This is a genomic window from Pandoraea nosoerga (genome assembly GCF_902459585.1).
GTDB classification, from domain to species: Bacteria; Pseudomonadota; Gammaproteobacteria; order Burkholderiales; family Burkholderiaceae; genus Pandoraea; species Pandoraea nosoerga.
On record NZ_CABPSC010000003.1, the window covers coordinates 337,348 to 357,873 of the forward strand.

The 20,526-nt window shown below is 66.5% G+C and carries 17 protein-coding genes; 8 read left to right on the plus strand and 9 right to left on the minus strand.

What is annotated here, in order from left to right:
• Positions 1-29: 29 nt before the first annotated feature.
• Positions 30-1,937 (minus strand): sulfatase family protein, encoded by a 1,908-nt coding sequence (locus tag PNO31109_RS06530; RefSeq protein WP_150554781.1) that lies wholly within the window; start codon positions 1,935-1,937, stop codon positions 30-32.
• Between the two features lie 54 nt (positions 1,938-1,991).
• Positions 1,992-2,465: a rubredoxin gene (locus PNO31109_RS06535; protein WP_150554856.1), complete on the minus strand. Its 474-nt coding sequence runs from the start codon at positions 2,463-2,465 to the stop codon at positions 1,992-1,994.
• Positions 2,466-2,729: 264 nt separating this feature from the next.
• Between PNO31109_RS06535 and PNO31109_RS06540 the strand changes: the two genes are divergently transcribed.
• Complete coding sequence (locus tag PNO31109_RS06540; RefSeq protein ID WP_150554782.1) at positions 2,730-3,620, plus strand: DMT family transporter; 891 nt, start codon at positions 2,730-2,732, stop codon at positions 3,618-3,620.
• Here PNO31109_RS06540 and rsmA read toward each other — a convergent pair.
• From rsmA to PNO31109_RS06560, 4 genes are read right to left on the minus strand one after another with little or no spacing between them, the layout of a single operon-like run.
• On the minus strand, positions 3,595-4,428 hold the full coding sequence (gene rsmA / locus PNO31109_RS06545) for a 16S rRNA (adenine(1518)-N(6)/adenine(1519)-N(6))-dimethyltransferase RsmA (protein WP_150554783.1): 834 nt from the start codon (positions 4,426-4,428) through the stop codon (positions 3,595-3,597). The two genes, PNO31109_RS06540 and rsmA, sit on opposite strands and share 26 nt — an antisense overlap.
• A 10-nt stretch (positions 4,429-4,438) precedes the next feature.
• Positions 4,439-5,503 (minus strand): 4-hydroxythreonine-4-phosphate dehydrogenase PdxA, encoded by a 1,065-nt coding sequence (pdxA, locus tag PNO31109_RS06550; protein WP_150554784.1) that lies wholly within the window; start codon positions 5,501-5,503, stop codon positions 4,439-4,441.
• A gap of 42 nt (positions 5,504-5,545) precedes the next feature.
• Complete coding sequence (locus tag PNO31109_RS06555; RefSeq protein WP_150554785.1) at positions 5,546-6,913, minus strand: peptidylprolyl isomerase; 1,368 nt, start codon at positions 6,911-6,913, stop codon at positions 5,546-5,548.
• Entirely contained in the window at positions 6,906-9,266 is a 2,361-nt protein-coding gene (locus tag PNO31109_RS06560; RefSeq protein WP_174966298.1) for an LPS-assembly protein LptD, read from the minus strand. The genes PNO31109_RS06555 and PNO31109_RS06560 overlap by 8 nt, the downstream gene beginning before the upstream one ends.
• Positions 9,267-9,429: 163 nt before the next feature.
• On the opposite strand from PNO31109_RS06560, the gene PNO31109_RS06565 reads away from it, so the two are divergent.
• The 7 genes from PNO31109_RS06565 to purH all read left to right on the plus strand — a co-directional run bounded on the left by PNO31109_RS06565 (position 9,430) and on the right by purH (position 17,272).
• Positions 9,430-10,515 (plus strand): aminoglycoside phosphotransferase family protein, encoded by a 1,086-nt coding sequence (locus PNO31109_RS06565; RefSeq protein WP_150554787.1) that lies wholly within the window; start codon positions 9,430-9,432, stop codon positions 10,513-10,515.
• A gap of 19 nt (positions 10,516-10,534) precedes the next feature.
• Positions 10,535-11,278: an N-acetylmuramate alpha-1-phosphate uridylyltransferase MurU gene (murU, locus tag PNO31109_RS06570; RefSeq protein WP_150554857.1), complete on the plus strand. Its 744-nt coding sequence runs from the start codon at positions 10,535-10,537 to the stop codon at positions 11,276-11,278.
• 52 nt (positions 11,279-11,330) lie between these two features.
• Entirely contained in the window at positions 11,331-12,662 is a 1,332-nt protein-coding gene (locus tag PNO31109_RS06575; protein WP_150554788.1) for an aminopeptidase P N-terminal domain-containing protein, read from the plus strand.
• Positions 12,659-14,029 (plus strand): UbiH/UbiF/VisC/COQ6 family ubiquinone biosynthesis hydroxylase, encoded by a 1,371-nt coding sequence (locus PNO31109_RS06580; RefSeq protein ID WP_150554789.1) that lies wholly within the window; start codon positions 12,659-12,661, stop codon positions 14,027-14,029. Before PNO31109_RS06575 ends, PNO31109_RS06580 begins: the two co-directional genes overlap by 4 nt.
• A gap of 257 nt (positions 14,030-14,286) precedes the next feature.
• On the plus strand, positions 14,287-15,315 hold the full coding sequence (gene dusB, locus PNO31109_RS06585) for a tRNA dihydrouridine synthase DusB (protein ID WP_370749877.1): 1,029 nt from the start codon (positions 14,287-14,289) through the stop codon (positions 15,313-15,315).
• Complete coding sequence (locus PNO31109_RS06590) at positions 15,312-15,545, plus strand: Fis family transcriptional regulator (RefSeq protein ID WP_010803993.1); 234 nt, start codon at positions 15,312-15,314, stop codon at positions 15,543-15,545. The genes dusB and PNO31109_RS06590 overlap by 4 nt, the downstream gene beginning before the upstream one ends.
• A 161-nt stretch (positions 15,546-15,706) precedes the next feature.
• Positions 15,707-17,272 carry a bifunctional phosphoribosylaminoimidazolecarboxamide formyltransferase/IMP cyclohydrolase gene (purH, locus tag PNO31109_RS06595; RefSeq protein WP_150554791.1) on the plus strand — a complete coding sequence of 522 codons (1,566 nt, stop codon included), beginning with the start codon at positions 15,707-15,709 and terminating at the stop codon, positions 17,270-17,272.
• 56 nt (positions 17,273-17,328) lie between these two features.
• Here purH and PNO31109_RS06600 read toward each other — a convergent pair whose 3' ends face one another.
• The 3 genes from PNO31109_RS06600 to holA form a co-directional block, all read right to left on the minus strand.
• On the minus strand, positions 17,329-17,946 hold the full coding sequence (locus tag PNO31109_RS06600) for a HutD/Ves family protein (RefSeq protein ID WP_150554792.1): 618 nt from the start codon (positions 17,944-17,946) through the stop codon (positions 17,329-17,331).
• A gap of 10 nt (positions 17,947-17,956) precedes the next feature.
• On the minus strand, positions 17,957-19,225 hold the full coding sequence (locus PNO31109_RS06605) for a glutamate-5-semialdehyde dehydrogenase (RefSeq protein WP_150554793.1): 1,269 nt from the start codon (positions 19,223-19,225) through the stop codon (positions 17,957-17,959).
• A gap of 217 nt (positions 19,226-19,442) precedes the next feature.
• Positions 19,443-20,522, minus strand: coding sequence for a DNA polymerase III subunit delta (gene holA / locus PNO31109_RS06610; RefSeq protein ID WP_150554794.1), 1,080 nt, complete (start codon positions 20,520-20,522; stop codon positions 19,443-19,445).
• Positions 20,523-20,526 lie beyond the last annotated feature (4 nt).

Here is a 20,526-nt window from a genome sequence, read left to right on the forward strand (position 1 = left end):
TGGGACGGCAGGTTTTGCCGACGCCCCAATTACTCGATCGCGCGTTGCGCCAGCCAGGGGTGAGGTTTGTCGATGGGCAGATAGTGCCCGTCGTCGACGCCCACCTCCTGCGCGATGAGACGATTGAGCTTTTCGTTCATCGACATGACGATGTCCCGGTGTGCCGTCAGATCGCGCGCCAGATTGTTCATCTCATGGGGATCGGCCTGAAGATCGAACAATTCGAGATCGTTCATCGCAGTCAACTCGTCGAGCGTGCGTGGCACGTGGTGATGGCGCAGCGAAAAATAGCGGGCGAACTTGTAGCGCCCGTCGTTGATCGCGCGAATCGCGGAGCGCTTGTTCAGATCGATGTGCAGCGCCGCCGTGCGCTTCGCCTTCTCCTGCGCCGACAAGCCCCGCGCGCGCTGGATCGCCTGCACCTGGCCGATGTAGTCCGCATCGGCGTACAGCATCATGCTGTAGCAGTAAAGGCTCGACTCGCGCACCGCGTGCACGGAAGCGCGATCCGGCGCCGCCAGTAGCGGCGACGCATCCTTGCCCTTGCGCTCGCCCAGGATCTGGCGACGCAGCCCTTCGGGCGCCCCCGTCAGACCGAGCAATGTCGGCGCCAGATCGAGGTGGCACGTCATCGCGGAACATGTCTTCCCGCCCGGGTACGCGGGGTGACGGATAACGAATGGCACATGCATCTGTTCGCGATACACCGACGATCCTTTGCCATGCATCTGATGATGCCCGCCAAGCTCGCCGTGATCGGCCGTGAAGACGACGATGGTCCGCCCGGCGATACCGAGTGCGTCCAGTTCGCTAAGCAATCGCGCGACATGGGTGTCGCAATCGCGAATGCAATTGAAGTAGTAATCCTGGAGTTTGCGCCAGCGACGGTCTTCGTCCGGAAACTGACCGACGAGCGCCGCGCGCGCCCGTTGGTATTCCAGATGCGCCGGGGGCCTACCCGGCTCGGAAAACGATTGGTGACGGCTCGCAGGAAGGGGGACATCCGGCCATGTGGCCCGATACAACGCATGTTGTGGCGGCTGCGCCGGCGCCATGCCCACACCGCCGTCATTGTCCTGTCCGGTCCATTGCACCGGCGCGCCGGGCTGATCCGTGTCGAGGAACATCACGTCGTGCGGATTGACGAGATTCACCGCAAGAAACCACGGCTTGCCCGCACTCCGGAGTTGCTCGGCGGTGCTGCGCAACCAGTTGACGCTCTCGCCCGTCGTCACGGCGTCGTACAGGTAACCGCCTTGCGACAGGCCGATCACGTCGCCCACGCCGTGATAGTCCCGAAAACCGTATTGCTCCATGATGCGATGGAGTTCCGGCCTCGGCTGGAGCCCGAGATCCTCCGGATGCGCCACCGCATCGATCTTGTCGTTGAGGTGCCACTTGCCCTTGTAGGCGGCGTAGTAGCCCGCGGCGTGCATCATCGAGCCAAGCGTGCCCAGCTTCGGGTCGAGACTCAGACCCTGTGTGAAGGGCAGCCCGAGATTGTCGAACATGCCCGTCTGCGGCATATGCAAGCCGGTGTACATCACCGAGCGCGACGAAGTACACACGTTCGTATTGTTCTCGTGATGCAGGAACGTGACGCCCTCACGCATGAGACGCTCTCTGCCCGGCACCGGAAACGGATAGCCGCCATCGAAGTGGCGCTCCTGATCCGTCACGATCAGGAGGATGTTGTAGCCAGCGGGAAGTTGGGCCGGGATGGGGGCAGCCGGGGTCGAATCGAATGCGGAAGCGGGGGCAGAAGCGGAATTGCGGCCGGAGGGCGGATTGTCGCCACTCGGGGCCGCATGGGCGACGGTGCCCGTCAATGCCCCCGATGCAGTTGCGACGCCGGTCGCCAGCAAGAAGCGCCGTCGTTCGGCGCTCGCGGGATCTCGCGGGTTGTCGGGCGTTTCGTCATCTCTGGCGTCCACCATTGCATCCTCCCAATCGACCGGCGTTTATCGGAATGCATCACATACTTGGCAGTGTCAGAACTCTACCATCGCGAAATCTTCCTTGCCGACATCGCATAGCGGGCAGCGCCAGTCGGTCGGAACATCTTCCCAGCGCGTGCCCGGCGCAATGCCGTCTTCGGGATAGCCGGTGGCTTCGTCGTAGATCCACCCGCAAATGACGCAGACCCATTGACGCGACGCCGCTGCGGCCTGGGCACCTGCGGCATCGGACGCCGTCGCCGCTTCGCCGGCCTCGTTCCCCTCAACATGCTTCGTCCGCGCTTGCGCGTCCGATCCTTGCACGGCGCCCGGATCGAGCAATGTGAAGATCATCGGCGACTCGGTGCCCGGGGTGTCGGCCGCGGAGCGGGCCAGATGCGATTGCAGGGATTCGAGAAGCGCCTGCGCTTCGTCGCGGGTCAGGTCGATCCAGAACGGATCGCCCGCGCCGTCATTGAGCCGCGACGGGGAAAATTGCAATTCGACGGCAGAGCCTTTCTTGTACATACGCGTTGATGCTGGTGATGACGGGCACGATCGAAGGGCGACCGCCCCCTCGCGGAGCATTGTATCGGCGCACGATCGCGGAATAAATCAGCGATTCGGGGAGAGATTGTGCCGTATTACGGAACAATGGCAACAATGAACGCACGCTGGCAGCGCCATTACCCGCACTGACTGCACCAGTATGATGCGTACGGTGTCAGGATCGGTGACAATGGCCGACACTGCGCAGCGCGTGCGCGATACGTCGCTATCCGAATCAATCTCATGAAAACCTCCCCGCGTCCGGTCGACGCCACTGCACTGGCCATCATGTTGGGCTTGTGCATGATCTGGGGCGGCCAGCAGGTCGCCGTCAAACTGGCGGTGCCCGTCGTGCCTGCCGTCTTGCAAGCGGGCCTTCGCTCTGTCGTCGCCACCGTGCTCGTCGGCGCCTGGATGCTATGGCGGCGGCAGCGCCTGATCAGCGGCGACGGCACCCTCGGTGCCGGTCTGCTCGCCGGCGCGCTGTTCTCGCTGGAATTCCTGTGCATCTTCGTCGGCCTCACGCACACGACCGCCTCGCGCATGGCCGTCTTTCTGTATTCGGCCCCCTGTTTCACCGCCATCGGCCTGCACTGGACCGTGCCCAGCGAGCGGCTGCGTCCCATGCAATGGCTTGGCATGGCGCTCGCATTTTGCGGCATCGTGGTGGCATTCTCGGACGGCAGCAATACGGACCTGGCGAAGACGTGGCCCGGTGACCTGCTGGGCATCCTCGCCGGCGCATTGTGGGGGATGACGACCGTTGTCGTACGCGCCTCGCGTCTGGCCACGGCCGCCGCGTCGAAGACACTGCTCTACCAGCTTGCGGTCTCGGCGGTCCTGTTGTGCGCGCTGGCGCTCGCGACGGGGAACGTGCAGATCGGGCCGATGACACCCACGATCTGGATCAGCCTCGTCTACCAGTCCATTGGTGTGGCGTTCGCCAGCTATCTGATCTGGTTCTGGCTGCTCACCCGTTACAGCGCCGCGCGTCTGGCCTCGTTCTCGTTTCTGAGTCCGCTTTTCGGCGTGACGTTCGGCGTGCTGATTCTCCGCGAATCGGTCGGCTGGCGCTTCGGTTGCGCCGTCGTGCTGGTATTCGTGGGTATCAGCCTTGTGAACCGGCGCCGCTGATTGCGCGCGACAGATTCACGTATTCGTCGACCGGCACATCTTCGGCGCGACGCGTGAGGTCGAAGCCGAGCGCGTCGAAATCGATCCGGTCGCGATAGCTGTGCAGCGTATTGCGCAGCATCTTGCGACGTTGGGAAAACGCCTGCGCCACGACCGCTTCGAACACATCCAGATCCACCTCGGGCAAATCGGCCACGGCGCGCGGAATCATGCGCACCACGGCCGAGTCGACCTTCGGCGGCGGATTGAAGGCGTCGGGCGGCACGTCCAGCACCTTGTCCATCCAGTAGCGGTACTGCAACATGACGGACAGGCGGCTGTAGTTGCTCGAACCGGCTGGCGCCACCATGCGCTCGACCACTTCGTTCTGCAGCATGAAGTGCTGGTCGCGCACGAGCGTCGCGTAGCGCATCAGATGGAACAGCAGCGGGCTGGAGATGTTGTAGGGCAGGTTGCCGACGATGCGCAGCGGGGCTTCGTCGCGGCGCGCATCGGGGACCAGCGAGCCGAAATCGAAGTCGAGGGCGTCGCCCGCGTGCACGCTCACGCGCTCGCCGAACCTGCGCGTGAGACGCGCGACCAGATCGCGGTCGAGCTCGACCACGTGCAGGTGCGAAATCCACTCGGTGAGCGGCGTCGTCAGCGCCCCCAGACCCGGGCCGATTTCGACCATCAGGTCGTCGGCGCGCGGCGAGATGGCGCTCACGATCGCATCGATCACGCCCATGTCGACGAGAAAATTCTGGCCGAAACGTTTGCGGGCCACGTGGCCCTGTTGGACGCCCGTGCGCTTCGTTGCACTACTCATGTGAAATTCCTCAGGAACGCGGTGCGCGCGTGGTCGCAGTCGCGGCGTCGGCGATCGATTGCGCATGGGTGGCGGCGTTGGCGGCCATGGCCGCGGCGGTGCGCAGCGCCTCGAGCAGGCTGCCGCTCTCGGCCTTGCCCGTGCCGGCGAGGTCGAGCGCCGTGCCATGGTCGACCGACGTGCGGATGATCGGCAGACCGAGCGTGATGTTCACGCCCGCGCCAAAGCTCGCATATTTGAGCACCGGCAAACCCTGGTCGTGATACATCGCGAGTACGGCGTCGGCGCCTTCGAGATGCCGCGGCTGGAACAGCGTATCGGCCGGATAGGGCCCGCGCGCGTCGATGCCCGCCGCACAGGCGTCTTGCAGCGCCGGCGTGATGACATCGATCTCCTCGCGGCCGAGATAGCCCGACTCGCCCGCATGCGGGTTCAGCCCGGTCACCAGAATGCGCGGACGCGTCACGCCGAAGTGGCGCATCAGGTCGTGATTCAGGATGACGAGCGTCTCGAGCAGTTCGTCACGGCGAATCGCGCCGGGCACCTGCGCGAGCGGCAGGTGCGTGGTGGCGAGCGCCACGCGCAGACCGCCGCCGGCGAGCATCATCACGACACGCGGCGTGCCGGTGCGCTCGGCGAGATATTCGGTGTGCCCGGTAAAGGCCACGCCGCAGTCGTTGATCGTGCTCTTTTGCAACGGCGCCGTGACGATCGCGTCGTATGTCCCGGCGAGTGCGCCGTCGATGGCGTCGTCGAGCAGGGCGAGCACGTAGCGCCCGTTGGCGGCCTGGAGCTGCCCGGGCTGCGCCGGGACCGCCAGCGAATGGTGCACGACGCGTACCCGGCCGTCAGCCAGCAAATCGCGCCATGCGTCGCCGAGGCCCACCGCTTGCGCGCGCGCGGCGAGCAGCGTGGCGTCGCCGAGCACGGCGAACCGGCAACGGGCGAGGGCGTTGGCGGCGAGCTCCGGCGGCGACGCCAGACATTTCGCGAGCGCCTGCACTGTAAGCTCCGGCCCAACGCCCGCCGGTTCACCCGTGGTGATGGCGAGGACGAAGGGCCGGTCGGAAGTCATGCCTGAAAAGATAAACGGATGGCGAAACGTCTCACGCGGCGCTTACTGCTGCGCGGTGTTAAGACGATAGTCGACATAAGCGCTGTCGCGCAGTTGCTGCAACCAGTCGCGATACTGCTGCTCCGCCTTGCGGCCGCGCAGTTCCTGCATCGCGAGATTGCGTTCCTGATCGCCCGAGACCTGCGACTCGCGATGGCCCAGCACCTGAATCAGGTGATAGCCATACTCCGAGCGCACCGGATCGCTGATCTGGCCGTCCTTGAGCTCGGACATCGCACGCTCGAACGCCGGCACGGTCTCGCCCGGCGAAATCCAGCCGAGGTCCCCGCCCTGTGCGGCCGAGCCGTCCACCGAATTCTTCCTGGCCAGATCGGCGAAGTCGGCCTTGCCGGCCTCGATCTGCGCCTTGAAGTCGGCGAGCTTCTGACGCGCCTGCGCTTCCGAGACGCCGTCTCCCACGCGAATCAGGATGTGACGGGCGTGGATCTGCGGCACGGTCATGCCCTGATCGCCGCCCTGCTTGCGCGTCTCGACGAGTTTGATGACATGAAAGCCGTTGTTGCTGCGCAGCACCTGCGGCACGAGCGTGCCCGGTTGGAGCTTCTGGACCTGGTTCAGATAGAGGTCGGGAATACGCTCGGGGATGCGGTAGCCCATGTCGCCACCGTTGGCGGCGTCGGCAGCATCCGAATATTGCTTGGCCAGCGCCGCGAAGTCGCCACCCGCCTTCGCCTTTTCCAGCGCCTCGCTCGCCTTCTTCTGGGCGGCGTCGATCTGCTCCGGCGTGGCGCCGTCGGGAAACTTCACGAGAATTTCGCTGATGCGGTATTCGGTCTCCGACGGCGTTGCCGTAGCACCGCGCTGCGCGGCGAGGAACGTATTGATTTCCGACTCGCTCACCTGAATCTGGCTGTCGACTTCGCGATCGCGCAGACGCGCCAGAATGATCTGTTCACGCACTTCCTTGCGGAATGCATCCCAGGGCACGCCGGCCTGCTGCAAACGCGCCTTGTATTGATCGACGCTCAGGCGGTTGTCGGCGGCGATGCGCTGCAGCGCCTGCTCGACGTCGGCATCCTTCACGACGATACCGTCTTCCTTCGCGCGCTGGAGCTGCACCTGCGTGACGATCATCTGTTCGAGCACCTGGCGTTGCAGCATGTCGGCGTCCGGGATTGGGCGCTTGGCAAGCGTGAGCTGGTGCTTGGCCTCCTCGATGCGTGCGTCGAGCTCCTTGCGGGTGATCACGCTGTCGTTGACCACGGCGACGATGGAATCGATCGAACGCGTGGACGACGCGGGCGCCCCGGCCGCCCGGGCGCTCACCGGCGCCGGCTGAGCTACCGCCACCCCGGCGGCAAGACACAGGCCCGCCAGCAGCGAGGCACGCTTCACAAACATGTCATTCATAGTTGCTGAATCGAGAAGGAATCTGGTTCGTCGGCGGTGGCTGGTAGCCCGGCACGCCTACCTTGAAGGCTTCCGTGGCGCTGTTGCCCGACTTGGTCAAGCCCTTGAGCTCCAACTGCGCGAAGACGCGCGACGTCGTCGTGGTGGCGTTGGTCGCGTAGCGCTGGAGCCCGATCCGGAAGGCCCAGCAGTCGGCATCATACTCGAAACCCGCCAGGGCATCGATGAACGTCTTGTCGGTGATGCTGTAGTTCAGGCGGCCAACGACCCCGAGGCGAGGTGTGATCGGCCATTGGCCCGAAAGTTCGATCTGGTTGATCGGGCTGGTCGTAAGCGAGGTCTGGCCCACGACCGCCGGCGGATTGCGCAGATAGCGGTAATACAGATTGAACACGCGACGCTCGCCCGGGCGCCACGTCACGCCGACGTCCGAGCGCTTGAACTGGGAGGTGTCCGGACTGTACTGCACCGCCGTGCTGAACGTGATGTTGCTGTAGAGCAATGCGGAGCCGCCGACCAGGAAGTCCGACACGCCGGGGTTTTCCGGCGTGCCGCCCGGCATCGTCACGCGCGACTGCTGAATGTTGTAGCGCTGCGCGTACCAGATGCGCGCGCGCTCGATCCCCGACTCGGCATCGATCAGGCGTGAAGTCAGCGCCATCGTGACGCGGTTGGCGTCCTGAATGCGGTCTACGCCGATGAACGAGTTCTCGCTGAAGATTTCGGCGAGGTTGAAGTCGGAGACCGCGCTGTCGAAAATCGGAATCGAACTCTGATCGCGATACGGCGTGTAGACGTAGAACAGGCGCGGTTCCAGCGTTTGCTTCATGGCCGACCCGAACAGGTTGACCGGCCGCTCGAACGTCAGGCCGGTATCGAGACTGACCGTCGGCACGGTACGCGTGATCGACGACTGCATGGTCGATCCGTTCGGATAGTCGACGTTGTACGACGCCGCATTGAAGATCACCTTCGGCACGACGAAGTAGCCCGGCGTCAGAATCGGGTAGCTCAACGTCGGCTGCGCATACAGACGCTCGCCATTGGGCTGGCCAGTCCATGAAGCGATCTGGAAGCGGTTGTACCGGATCGGCATGGTGAAGTCGAAGCCGTGGAAGTCCGACTTGCTGTAGGTCGCGGCCAGTTCCGGCACCGATTCGTATTGGGGCGTGCTCGGCGCGAGCGTCTGATACTTCAGCACGCGGGCGAGGAAGGACCAGTTGCCGTATGCCCACGTCAGGCCGGCTTCGCGGTTGTACACGCGCTGCACGCCGGTCTGGAAGTTGGTGCCGGCGCCAAAATCGTCCGGATAGGTGTCATCCGACACCTTGGTGAAGTTGACGTAGGCGTTCACGCCATAGCCGAGCGACTGGCTGTGCTGCCAGGTGAACGTGTAGCGGGCGTCCCCCGTCACGCGGTCCTTCGGCAGGTATTCGATGTGAAACAGCCCGGCGTAGGTCGGCTCGAGGTACCGGAAATCGCCGTTGAGCATGACGCCGCGCTTGGTCATGACGCGCGGCGTGAGCGTCAGATCGCGGTTGGGCGCGATGTTGAAGTAGTACGGCGTCGCCAGCTCGAAGCCGGTGCGGCTCGACTGCGTGAACGTGGGTGCCAGAAAGCCGGAGCGGCGCTCGTTCGACGTCGGAAACGACAGGTAGGGGCTCGCGAAAATCGGCACGCCCTGGAAGAACAGAATGCCGTTATAGGCCGTGCCTTCCTGCTGTTCCTGGTCGAATTCGAACTCCGACGCCTTGATGTACCACGCCGGCGTCTTGCCGTCCTCGGTGCAGGCGCAGGCCGAATAGGTGCCGCGCTGCAGCGTCACGAGGTTGTTCGCCTCGATGTCGCCGCGCTCCGACTTGCCGCCGCCGCCCGACACGAGCCTGTAGGTCGGCGTCAGCATGTAGCCGTCGCCGGCGCCTGTATACATATGGGCCTCGGGCCCGATGAACAGATTGCCGGCCTGCGACAGGCGGGCATTGCCGTGCGCCACGACTTCGTCCGTGTCCTGATCGTAGGTCAGGCGATCGCCCTTCACGAACGAGCGGTACTTGCGCGCCTCCGCATCGCCGTCGACCGTCGCGTCGACATTGGTCCGGCCAGTGAGATGCATGCCGCGCACGTACATCGGCACGTCTTCTCCCGCACCGAGCGGGTTGTCGACGAGCGCGGGGACCGTGCGCAGCACGAGGCCGTCGCTCTTGGCAATATCGGGCGGCGGGGCTTCCTGCGCGCCGGCGATCGAGCACCACACTCCGGGCACGGAGAGCAGCAACGCCAGCGGCTTGCGCCGCGCGCGCACCAGGCGCCGCAGCGATGAAACATCATTCGTATGGACTCGTTTATGCGGCATGTACGCAAACAGCGAGACAATCGAGGCGCCGCTTGCGGGCAGCCAATCCCGCGTGTCCGCACGGCATTGCCGGGACATTCGGGACGGTCGATCGAGGTCGAGAAACGGGGCGTCGAGAAAACATGATCGGGTATTATATGGCAAGACGTTTACGGCCCTCATCATGACCGCACACCCCTCCGCTCGCGCGAGCGTTTCCGGCGCTTCCCACTCGCTCTCCGGCACCACCGATCCCCGTCTTCAGGCCCTCGGCAACTGGCTAGCCGGCGTGGCCGAACCGTTCTCGCTCGACCTTGCGCAGTGGGCGCCGGCCTCGAGCGACGCGAGCTTCCGGCGCTACTTCCGCATCGGCAGCCGCGACCCGGCACATCCGACCCTGATCGTGATGGACGCCCCGCCGCCCCAGGAAGATTGCCGCCCGTTCGTCCACGTCGCGCAATTGCTTGACGAAGCGGGCCTGCAAGCCCCCAGGGTGCTGGCCGAGGATCTCGCACAAGGCTTTTTGCTGCTCACCGACCTCGGTAACCGCACTTATCTCGACGTGCTCAATGACGACAACGCCCGCACGCTGATGCGCGAGGCCATCGACGCGCTGGTCGTCTGGCAGAAGAGTTCCCGCCCGGACGTGCTGCCGCCCTACGACGCGGCGCTGCTCAGGCGCGAGCTCGACCTGTTCCCGGACTGGTACGTGGGCAAGCACCTGAAGACCGAACTCACGGCGCAGCAGCGCGCCACGCTCGAGCGCATCAACCAGTTGCTGATCGACAACGCGCTGGCGCAGCCGAAGGTGTTCGTACACCGCGACTACATGCCGCGCAACCTCATGCCGGGCCTGCCCGGCACGCCGGGACCGGGCATTCTGGACTTTCAGGACGCCGTCTACGGGCCGCTCACCTACGACGCCATCTCGCTCGTGCGCGACGCGTTCCTGAGCTGGGACGAAGAGCGCGAGCTCGACTGGCTCGTGTACTACTGGGAACGCGCGCGCAAGGCCGGTCTGCCGGTCGACGCGGACTTCGGCGAGTTCTATCGCCGGGCCGAATGGATGGGGCTGCAGCGCCACCTGAAGGTGCTGGGCATCTTCGCGCGCATCAACTACCGCGACGGCAAGCCGCGCTACCTGGCCGACACGCCGCGCTTCTTGCGCTACGCGCGCAAGGTCGCCGACCGCTACACGCCGCTGCGCCCTCTCGCGCAGTTGCTCGACACGCTGACCGGCGAGCAGGCCAGTGTCGGCTATACGTTCTGAGGCGCGCCGCATGAGCGCCATGAAGGCGATGATCTTCGCGGCCGGACGCGGCGAGCGCATGCGTCCGCTCACGGACCTCACCCCCAAGCCGCTGCTGCTCGTCGCCGGCAAGCCTATCGTGGTCTGGCAGATCGAAGCGCTCGCGCGCGCCGGCTTCACGGATATCGTCATCAATCACGCCTGGCTCGGTGCTCAGATCGAAGCCGCGCTCGGCGACGGCGCCGCCTTTGGCGTGCGGCTCGCCTACTCGGCCGAAGGCGAGGCGCTCGAGACCGCGGGCGGCATCGTCCAGGCGCGCCCGCTGCTCGAAGGGGCGGGCAACGTCTTCCTCGCCGTCTCGGGCGACATCTTCACGGCATTCGACTACGGCGCGCTGCGCGCACACGCCGAGCGCCTGGCCGCGCAGCCGTCGCCCGGCATGCATCTGGTGATGGTGCCGAACCCGCCGTTTCATCCGGCGGGCGACTTCGCGCTCGACGCCGCGGGGCGACTGCACCTGCCCGACGCGGCGCCGGCGGGCAGCACGGCACTCACGTTCGGCAACATCGCGCTGTACGACCTGCGTCTGTTCGACGGCATTGCCGCGGGCACGCGCATGGCGCTCACGCCGGTCTATCGCCGCGCGATCGCCGAGGGGCGCGCGAGCGGCGAGCGTTTCGACGGCGCCTGGGAGAACGTTGGCACACCGGCGCAACTCGAGGCGCTGAACGCCGCCGTCCTGGCAAGCGGGCGCAGCCGCGCATCAGGGCGCGCCCGGCAGTAAAATCGCTTCAATGCACTCGAAATCGACCGAATCGACAGAAATGGAGCCCGCGATGTCCGAATCCCCGTACCGCGCCCGCCGAGAGCGGGTCATCGAACAGATGCGCAAGGCCGGCGGTGGCGTGGCCATCGTCCCGACGGCGCCGGAAGTGCCGCGCAACCGGGACAGCGACTATCCGTATCGCCACGACAGCTATTTCTATTACCTGTCCGGGTTCACGGAGCCCGAAGCGGTCGTCGTGCTCGACAGCCGCACGGGCCACTCGATCCTGTTCTGCCGCGCGAAGAACGAGGAGCGCGAAATCTGGGACGGCTATCGCTTCGGCCCGGACGCCGCGCGCGAGGCGTTCGGCTTCGACGCCGCCTATCCCATCGACGAGATCGATACGCGCATGCCGCAACTGCTCGCCGACGCTCCGGCGCTGTACTACGCGCTCGGGGCATCGGCCCAGCAGGACCGTCAGGTGCGCCACTGGCTCAATGCCGTTCGCGCGCAGAGCCGCTCGGGCGTGTCGGCCCCGTCGGCCGCGCACGACGTTCGCAGGATCCTCGACGAGATGCGTCTCGTGAAGGATCAAAGCGAGCTCGACATCATGGCGCGCGCCGGCAAGATTTCGGCCGACGCCCACATACGTGCGATGAAGGCGTCGCGCCCGGGCCTGCGCGAATACCATCTCGAAGCGGAGCTGCTGTACGAGTTCCGTCGCAACGGTTCGCAGTTTCCCGCCTACGGTTCGATCGTCGCCACCGGCGCTAACGCGACGGTGCTGCACTACCGCGCGGGCGATGCGCAGCTGCGCGACGGCGACCTGTGTCTGATCGATGCGGCCTGCGAGCTCGACGGGTACGCGTCGGACATCACCCGCACCTTCCCGGTCAACGGCAGGTTCACACCGGCACAGCGCGAACTCTACGACATCGTGCTCGCCTCGCAGCAGGCCGCCATCGAGGCGACGCGCGCGGGCGTGCCGTTCGACGCGCCGCACGAAGCCGCGGTGCGCGTGCTGGCGCAGGGCATGCTCGACACGGGGCTGCTCAAGCGCGACGCCGTCGGCACGCTCGACGACGTGATTGCCGCCAAGGCTTACAGCCGCTTCTACATGCACCGCACCGGCCACTGGATCGGCATGGACGTGCACGACGCCGGCGAGTACCGCGAAGACGGCCCGAACGGCGAGCGTCCGTGGCGCACGCTGGCCGCGAACATGGTCACGACGATCGAGCCGGGCATTTACGTGCGCCCCGCGCCGGACATCGACGAACGCTACTGGAACATCGGCATCCGTATCGAGGACGACGCGGTCGTCACCGCGGCGGGCTGCACGTTGCTCACGCGCGGCGTGCCGGTGGATGCCGACGAAATCGAAGCATTGATGCGCGGATGATCGGCACGCAGCCCCCCGACGCTTCCATTGCGCCTCGCGTCGACGAGGCCGGCGCGGCCCCCGCCGCGCCGCTCGCGCCCGGCCGCCGTTTCGATCTGGCGATCGTCGGCGCGGGGCCGGTCGGCACGACCCTGGCGCTGCTGCTCGCGCAGCGCGCGCCGCAATTGCGCGTCGCGCTGGTGGACGCGCGCGGCCCGCAAACGGGATACGACGACCCGCGCACGCTGGCGCTCTCGCACGGCAGCCGCGAGATCCTGGCGCGTGCCGGCGCATGGCCGCAGGCGAACGGGCTCGAGAGCACGCCGATCCGCCACATTCACGTCTCGCAGGCGCGCCGCTTCGGCAGCACGGAGATCGACGTCGCCGAGCACGGGGTCCCGGCGCTCGGTTACGTCGTGCGCTACGGCGCGCTCATGCGCGCGCTGGATGCCGCGATGGCCCGGGTCACGACCCGTTTCGAGCACACGCCTTCGGCGCCGGCATCGGTCCCGGACTCCCCTGCCGGCCTGCATCATTTCCGCCCGTATCGCGCCATCGCCCTTCGTCAGGATGCGCATGGCGTCACGCTCACGCTCGGCACGTCCTCGGACGATCACGCCCAGACGCTGCAAGCTGCACTGGCCATCAATGCCGAGGGCGGCCTCTTCGAGAGTCAGGCGACCCGGCTGCGCGCACGCGACTACGGTCAGACGGCGCTCGTGGCATTCGTCACCTGCGAGCGCCCGCGCCCCGGCTGGGCGTGGGAACGCTTCACGCCCGAGGGTCCGCTCGCGCTTTTGCCGCAGGAGCACGGTTACGCGCTGGTCTGGTGCTGCACGCACGCGCAAGCCAGGCGCCGTCGCGAGCTCGGCGACGTTGCACTCCTCGACGAGTTGCACGCCGCCTTCGGCGATCGCATGGGACGCTTCACATCGATCAGCGCCCGCGCGAGCTTCCCGCTCGGCCTGAACGCCCTCGGCAACATCGTGGACGGCCGCGTCTGCGCCATCGGCAACGCCGCGCAGACGCTTCACCCCGTGGCAGGGCAGGGCCTCAACCTGGGCCTGCGCGACGCGTTCGATTTGGCCGACACGCTCGTGCGGCACGCACGGGCGATGGCACCATCTGCCGCGCGCACCGCGATCGATGCGACCGCACCCACGCGCGCCGCGGGTGTTCCCGGCCCTGCCGCCCTCGCCGCCTTTGCCCGCCGGCGCCGCGCCGATCGCGGCCTCACGATCCGCATCACGGACCTCCTGCCCCGCGTTTTCGGCATCGACGCCACACCCGTCGCGCTCCTGCGCGGCGTGGCGCTGGCCGGCCTGGACCTCGTGCCGCCGCTCAAGACCGCCTTCGCCCGGCAAATGATGTTCGGCCAGCGCGGCTGAGCTGCACTGAATTCCACTGAGTTCCGAAGTCCCGGTTACGACGCCGTGCTGTCACGGCCCCGCGGTTTTTCCGGGCGCCTCGGATTCCCCAGATCCCCTCGCCCGCCCCGCAAGCACTCTCCGAAGCCGCTCCCCGCCTCCCGCACCATCGCTCCGTTTCCCCCTCTCGCTCCCGAGCGTTTTTTGCTCATTTTTTAGGCGACGGGGGCAGGTTTTCGCAGTAAAATACAAACTTTTTCCCGGCTTTTCCCTTCATCGTGCGTATTGGCCCTCACGAACTTCGCAACAACCTGTTCGTCGCTCCCATGGCGGGCGTGACGGATCGGCCGTTCCGCCAGTTGTGCAAACGACTCGGCGCGGGCTATGCCGTCTCGGAGATGGTGGCGTCGAACGCGCAACTCTGGAAAAGCGAGAAGACGATGCGCCGTGCGAACCACGCCGGCGAGGTCGCCCCGATCGCCGTGCAGATTGCCGGCGCCGATCCGGTCATGATGGCCGAGGCCGCCCGCTACAACGTCGAGCGCGGCGCTCAGATCATCGACATCAACATGGGCTGCCCGGCCAAGAAGGTCTGCAACGTCGCCGCGGGCTCCGCCCTGCTGCAGAACGAACCCCTCGTCGCCCGCATCGTGTCGGCCGTGGTGGGTGCCGTGGGCGACGTGGTGCCCGTCACGCTCAAGATCCGCACCGGCTGGGACCGCGAACACAGGAACGCGTTGACGGTCGCGCGCATTGCCGAAGACTGCGGCATCAGCATGCTCACCGTGCACGGCCGCACGCGCGCCGACCTGTATCACGGCGACGCCGAGTACGAGACCATCGCCGCCGTCAAGGCTGCCGTCCGGATTCCGGTGGTGGCCAACGGCGACATCACGTCGGCGCACAAGGCGAAGCACGTGCTGGACGTGACCGGCGCTGACGCGATCATGATCGGGCGCGCCGCGCAGGGCCGGCCCTGGCTGTTTCGCGACATCGAGTTGTTTCTCGCCACGGGCGAGATCGCGCTGCCGCCGCGCGTCGACGAGATCCAGCAGATCATGAACGAACACCTGGAGGACCATTACGAGTTCTACGGGGAGTACACGGGTGTGCGCACCGCGCGCAAGCATATCGCATGGTATTCGCGCGGCCTGCCGGGGGCAGCCGCGTTCCGCCAGCGCATGAATACGCTCGACACCACGCAGGAACAGTTGGCCGCGGTCAACGAGTTTTTCGAACAGCAGAAGGCGCACTCGGACCGCCTCTGCTATGAACAAGAATCGCCGAGGGAGCTATTAGCCGCATGAGCAAAACAAACATAGAACAATGCGTGCGCGACAGTCTGGATTCGTATTTCCGCGATCTGGACGGCGCACGGCCACACGATGTCTACGACATGGTCGTTTCGGTCGTTGAAAAACCGCTGCTCGAGTTCGTGCTCGGCAAGGCCGACGGCAACCAGTCGCTCGCCGCTGAATATCTGGGGATCAACCGCAATACGCTGCGCAAGAAGTTGCAGCAGCACGGTCTGCTCTAGCCGTTGCGCGAGAACGGGCGGCCCGCGCAATCCGCGCGCCGTCGCCCGTCAGCCCCGTCGCGGGGCGCGCCGCAGTCGGGATCTCGTCACCATGGCGTCTTCCGGATCACGCCCGCCCCTTCGCCAACCGCTCCGTTTTTGCCGTTTCACTACCGTCCGTCATGATTAAGCAAGCTCTCATTTCCGTCTCCGACAAGACCGGCATCGTCGACTTCGCGAAGTCGCTCGCTGCGCAGGGCGTGTCGATCCTCTCCACCGGCGGCACCGCCAAGCTGCTGGCCGACGCCGGCCTGAAGGTGACCGAAGTGGCCGATTACACCGGCTTTCCGGAAATGCTCGACGGGCGCGTGAAGACGCTGCATCCGAAAGTGCACGGCGGCATCCTTGCCCGCCGCGACCTGCCCGAGCACATGGCCGCGCTCGACAAGCACGGCATCCCGACCATCGACCTGCTGGTCGTGAACCTCTATCCGTTCGTGCAGACGATCGCCCGGGACGACTGCTCGCTGGAAGACGCCATCGAGAACATCGACATCGGCGGCCCCACGATGCTGCGCTCGGCCGCGAAGAACCATCGCGACGTGACGGTCATCGTCGATCCGGCCGACTACGCCGTCGTGCTCGAAGAGATGAAGGCGAACAACAACACGGTCGGCTACGCCACGAACTTCCGCCTCGCCACGAAGGTGTTTGCGCACACCGCGCAGTACGACGGCGCGATCACGAACTACCTCACGAGCCTGGGCGAATCGCTGCGCCACGACGAGCGCGCGACCTACCCGGCCACGCTGAACCTCGCCTACACGAAGGTGCAGGACATGCGTTACGGCGAAAACCCGCACCAGAGCGCCGCGTTCTATCGCGACATCACCGCGCCGGCCGGCTCGCTCGCGAACTATCGTCAGCTCCAGGGCAAGGAACTGTCGTACAACAACATTGCGGATGCCGACGCTGCCTGGGAGTGCGTGAAGACGTTCGACGCGCCGGCCTGCGTGATCATCAAGCACGCGAACCCGTGCGGCGTGGCCGTGGCCGCCTCGCCGGCCGAAGCCTACGCGAAGGCATTCCAGACGGATCCGACGTCGGCCTTCGGCGGCATCATCGCGTTCAACCGCGAAGTCGACGAAGCCGCGGCACAAGCCGTTGCCAAGCAATTCGTGGAGGTGCTGCTCGCCCCGTCGTTCACGGATGGCGCCAGGCAGGTGTTCGCCGCCAAGCAGAACGTGCGTCTGCTCGAAGTGCCGCTGGGCGACGGCGTGAACCAGTACGACTTCAAGCGCGTGGGCGGCGGCCTGCTCGTCCAGTCGCCGGATGCGAAGAACGTGGCGCCGCATGAGCTGCGCGTGGTGACCAAGCGCCATCCGACGCCGAAGGAAATGGAAGATCTGCTGTTCGCGTGGCGCGTGGCGAAGTACGTGAAGTCGAACGCCATCGTGTTCTGCGCCGGCGGCATGACGCTGGGCGTGGGCGCGGGCCAGATGAGCCGCGTCGACTCCGCCCGCATCGCCAGCATCAAGGCGCAGAACGCCGGCCTGTCGCTGAATGGCTCCGCCGTCGCGTCGGACGCCTTCTTCCCGTTCCGTGACGGTCTCGACGTGGTGGTCGACGCCGGCGCGACCTGCGTGATTCACCCGGGCGGCTCGATGCGCGACGACGAAGTCATTGCCGCCGCCGACGAGCGCAACGTCGCCATGCTGATGACCGGCACGCGTCACTTCCGCCACTGAGCGCCACTGAGCGCTGGCAAGGCGGCGCCGGACGCGCCGCCTTCGCCGTGACAACCTTAGCGACGCGTCAGCGTCGTAAGGAAAACGTCTGCCGCGTCGGTCCCGGCCCGCAATTCGCACGACACCGGCACGCCTTGGGGATCGATACGCAGCCCGTGGCCGGCCGGCACCATCACGCGATGGCCGTCGCCGAACTGCACGTCCACCCCGCCATCCCCGCAGTAGAGAAACGCGACGGCCTCGGTTTGCGCCGGCAAGGCCCAGGACAACGATTGCCCCTCGAGGCGGTGCTGCGTCAGCGTGTGCTGCCAACGGTCGCGCCGCGTCATGACGTTGAAGTCGTCGATGGGCACGCCGTCGACGTCCAGGGCCGGCGTACTGCTTACCGCAAGCTCGCCGCCGAAGGCGTAGGGCGGCGTGTGCGTGCCGAGCGTGACGCCCGGGCGCCCTTCCACTTCGAGCGCAAGCGTACCGCCGCGAATGACCGCAAGCGAACGGTCGATGCCCGGGAATTCGGAGAACGGCCCGGGCGCCGCCACGGTCGCCGTGCTGATACGCCAATCGAAGCCGTCCTCGCCCGCGCGGCGCGCGACCGCCAGCTCCGTGGTCACGCCCTGGCCGTTCTTCCAGGGCATCTTCAGAAAATCGGCCGGGCCGAGCAGTCGATGCTTCATGACGTCCTGCTTACTTGCGAACTTCGCCGTGTCCGAACACGACGTACTTCAGGCTCGTCAGCCCCTCGAGGCCGACCGGGCCGCGTGCGTGCAGCTTGTCGTTCGAAATGCCGATCTCGGCGCCCAGACCGAACTCGAAGCCGTCCGCAAAGCGCGTGCTCGCGTTGATCATCACGCTGGCCGAATCCACTTCGCGCAGGAATCGCATCGCCGCGCTGTAGTCCTCGCTGACGATCGCATCGGTGTGGTGCGACCCGTAGCGGTTGATGTGTTCGATGGCAGCGGCCAGACCGTCGACGATCTTGATCGCCAGCACAGGCGCCAGATATTCGGTCGACCAGTCCTCTTCGGTCGCCGCTGCGACGCCGGTCACGCCAGCCTCGGCCAGCGCCGCCACCGTGCGCTCGCAGCCGCGCAACTCCACCTGCTTGCCCTGGAGCATGCGCGCAATGGCTGGCAGCTGGTCGATGGCCTGCCGATCGACGAGCAGCGTCTCCATCGTGTTGCACGTGCCGTAGCGGTGGGTCTTGGCGTTTTCGCAGATCGCCAGCGCCTTCGCGGGATCGGCACGGCCGTCGACGTAGACGTGGCAGATACCGTCGAGGTGCTTGATCATCGGCACGCGGGCGTCCTGCATCAGGCGTGCGATCAGGCTCTTGCCGCCGCGCGGCACGATCACGTCGACATACTCGGTCATCGTGATGAGTTCGCCGACCGCCGCGCGATCCGGCGTGTTCACGACCTGCACGGCGTCGCCCGGCAGCCCGCTAGCGGCCAGGGCTTCGGCAATGAGCGCGGCCAGCGCCGTGTTGCTTTCGATCGCCTCCGAGCCGCCGCGCAGAATGGTCGCGTTGCCGGATTTCAGGCACAACGCCGCGGCGTCGATGGTCACGTTCGGACGCGATTCGTAAATGATGCCGATCACGCCCAGCGGCACCCGCATCTGGCCGACCTGAATACCGCTCGGCTGCACGCGCACGTTGCTGATCTCGCCGATGGGGTCGGACAGCCCCGCGATCTGGCGCAGGCCCTCGACCATCGTGCGCAACGCCTTGTCGGATAGGGTCAGGCGGTCAATGAAGGCCGCATCCTGACCGTTGGTGCGAGCACGCTCGAGGTCGCGGCGATTCACTTCCTGCAACTTCGCGCCGTCGCGCTCGATCGCGTCGGCGATGGCCAACAGGGCCCGGTTCTTGGCTGCAGTGTCGGCACGCGCCATCGCGCGCGAGGCGTCACGGGCGCGCTGGCCCAGTGACTGCATGTAGGCTTTGATATCCATATCGTCGGTGTGGCCGTCTCTTTTGCCGGCGAATCGCTCGGTACTCGCGCGGCGTGCTGTTGGCTGTCGATGGCGGCGCCTTCCGCGGTTCCTGGAAAGACGCTGCACGAAGTCTCGCCGGTCATGCGCCAGATTGTCCGTCAATTGCGGTAGCTTTGCTGGCGCCGCTCCCGCACCTCGGGAGGTGTCGAGCCGGCATTGGCGGGGTGGGCGCGTTCTACGCGTGCACTGGGTGAGCTGCACGTGCGGAGCGCGCCACCGGCGGTCGCTCGCCTACGAGCAGTAGCGCGAGCTGCAGCATGCCGTCCCACGGGTCGCCAGGCAGCCCATCGGCGCGCAGTCCCTTGACCTGCCGGTCCAGCCGCGCGGCGAGTTGCAACGCCTGTGCGAGCCGCGTCGGCGTGACGCGGTTCGCGGCCTGCTCCATCAGGCGCTCGCGCGGCCCCCACACGCGGTATTCGCGCAGAAGCATTGGCAGCGGCTTGCCGGCAGCCATCCCGCGCGTGATCTTGGCCAGTGTGCGGACCTCTTCGGTCAACGCCCACAGGACGAGCGGGGCGGCTTCGCCCTCGCCGCGCAAGCCGTCGAGCATGCGCACGAGACGCGGGGCGTCGCCGGCCAACACCGCTTCGCTGAGCTTGAAGACGTCGTAACGCGCCACGTTGAGCACGGCGTCCTGCACCTGGTCGAACGTGAGAACACCCTCCGGATACAACAGGCCGAGCTTCTGGATTTCCTGATGCGCGGCGAGCAGGTTGCCTTCCACGCGCTCGGCAATGAACTGCAACACGCGGCGTCCCGGCTCGCCCGCTTCGACGCGCTGTCCTTGCGCCGCGAGACGTTGCGCGATCCAGTCAGGCAGGCGGTTGCGATCGACCGGATCGACCTTGACGGTCACGCCCGCCCGATCGAGCGCGGCGAACCAATCGGATTTGGTCGCCGTGGCATCGAGGCGCGGCAGGGTGATGATGGTGAGCACGTCGCCGCAGGCCGCCTCGGCATGCGCCTTGAGCGCCGCCCCGCCGTCCTTGCCCGGCTTGCCGCCCGGAATGCGCAGCTCGATGAGCTTGCGGTCACCGAACAGCGACATCGACTGCCCTGCGTTGGCAAGCGCACCCCAGTCGAAACTGCGCTCGACGCTGAGCACGTCGCGCTCGGTAAAACCGCCCGCGCGCGCCGCCGCACGCACGCGATCGACCGCCTCCTGCACGAGCAGGCTCTCATCGCCGTAGATCGTGTAGATCGGCGAGAGGGTCTTGGCGAGGTGCGCGTCAAGCGCGTCGGGACGCAGTTGCATGAGC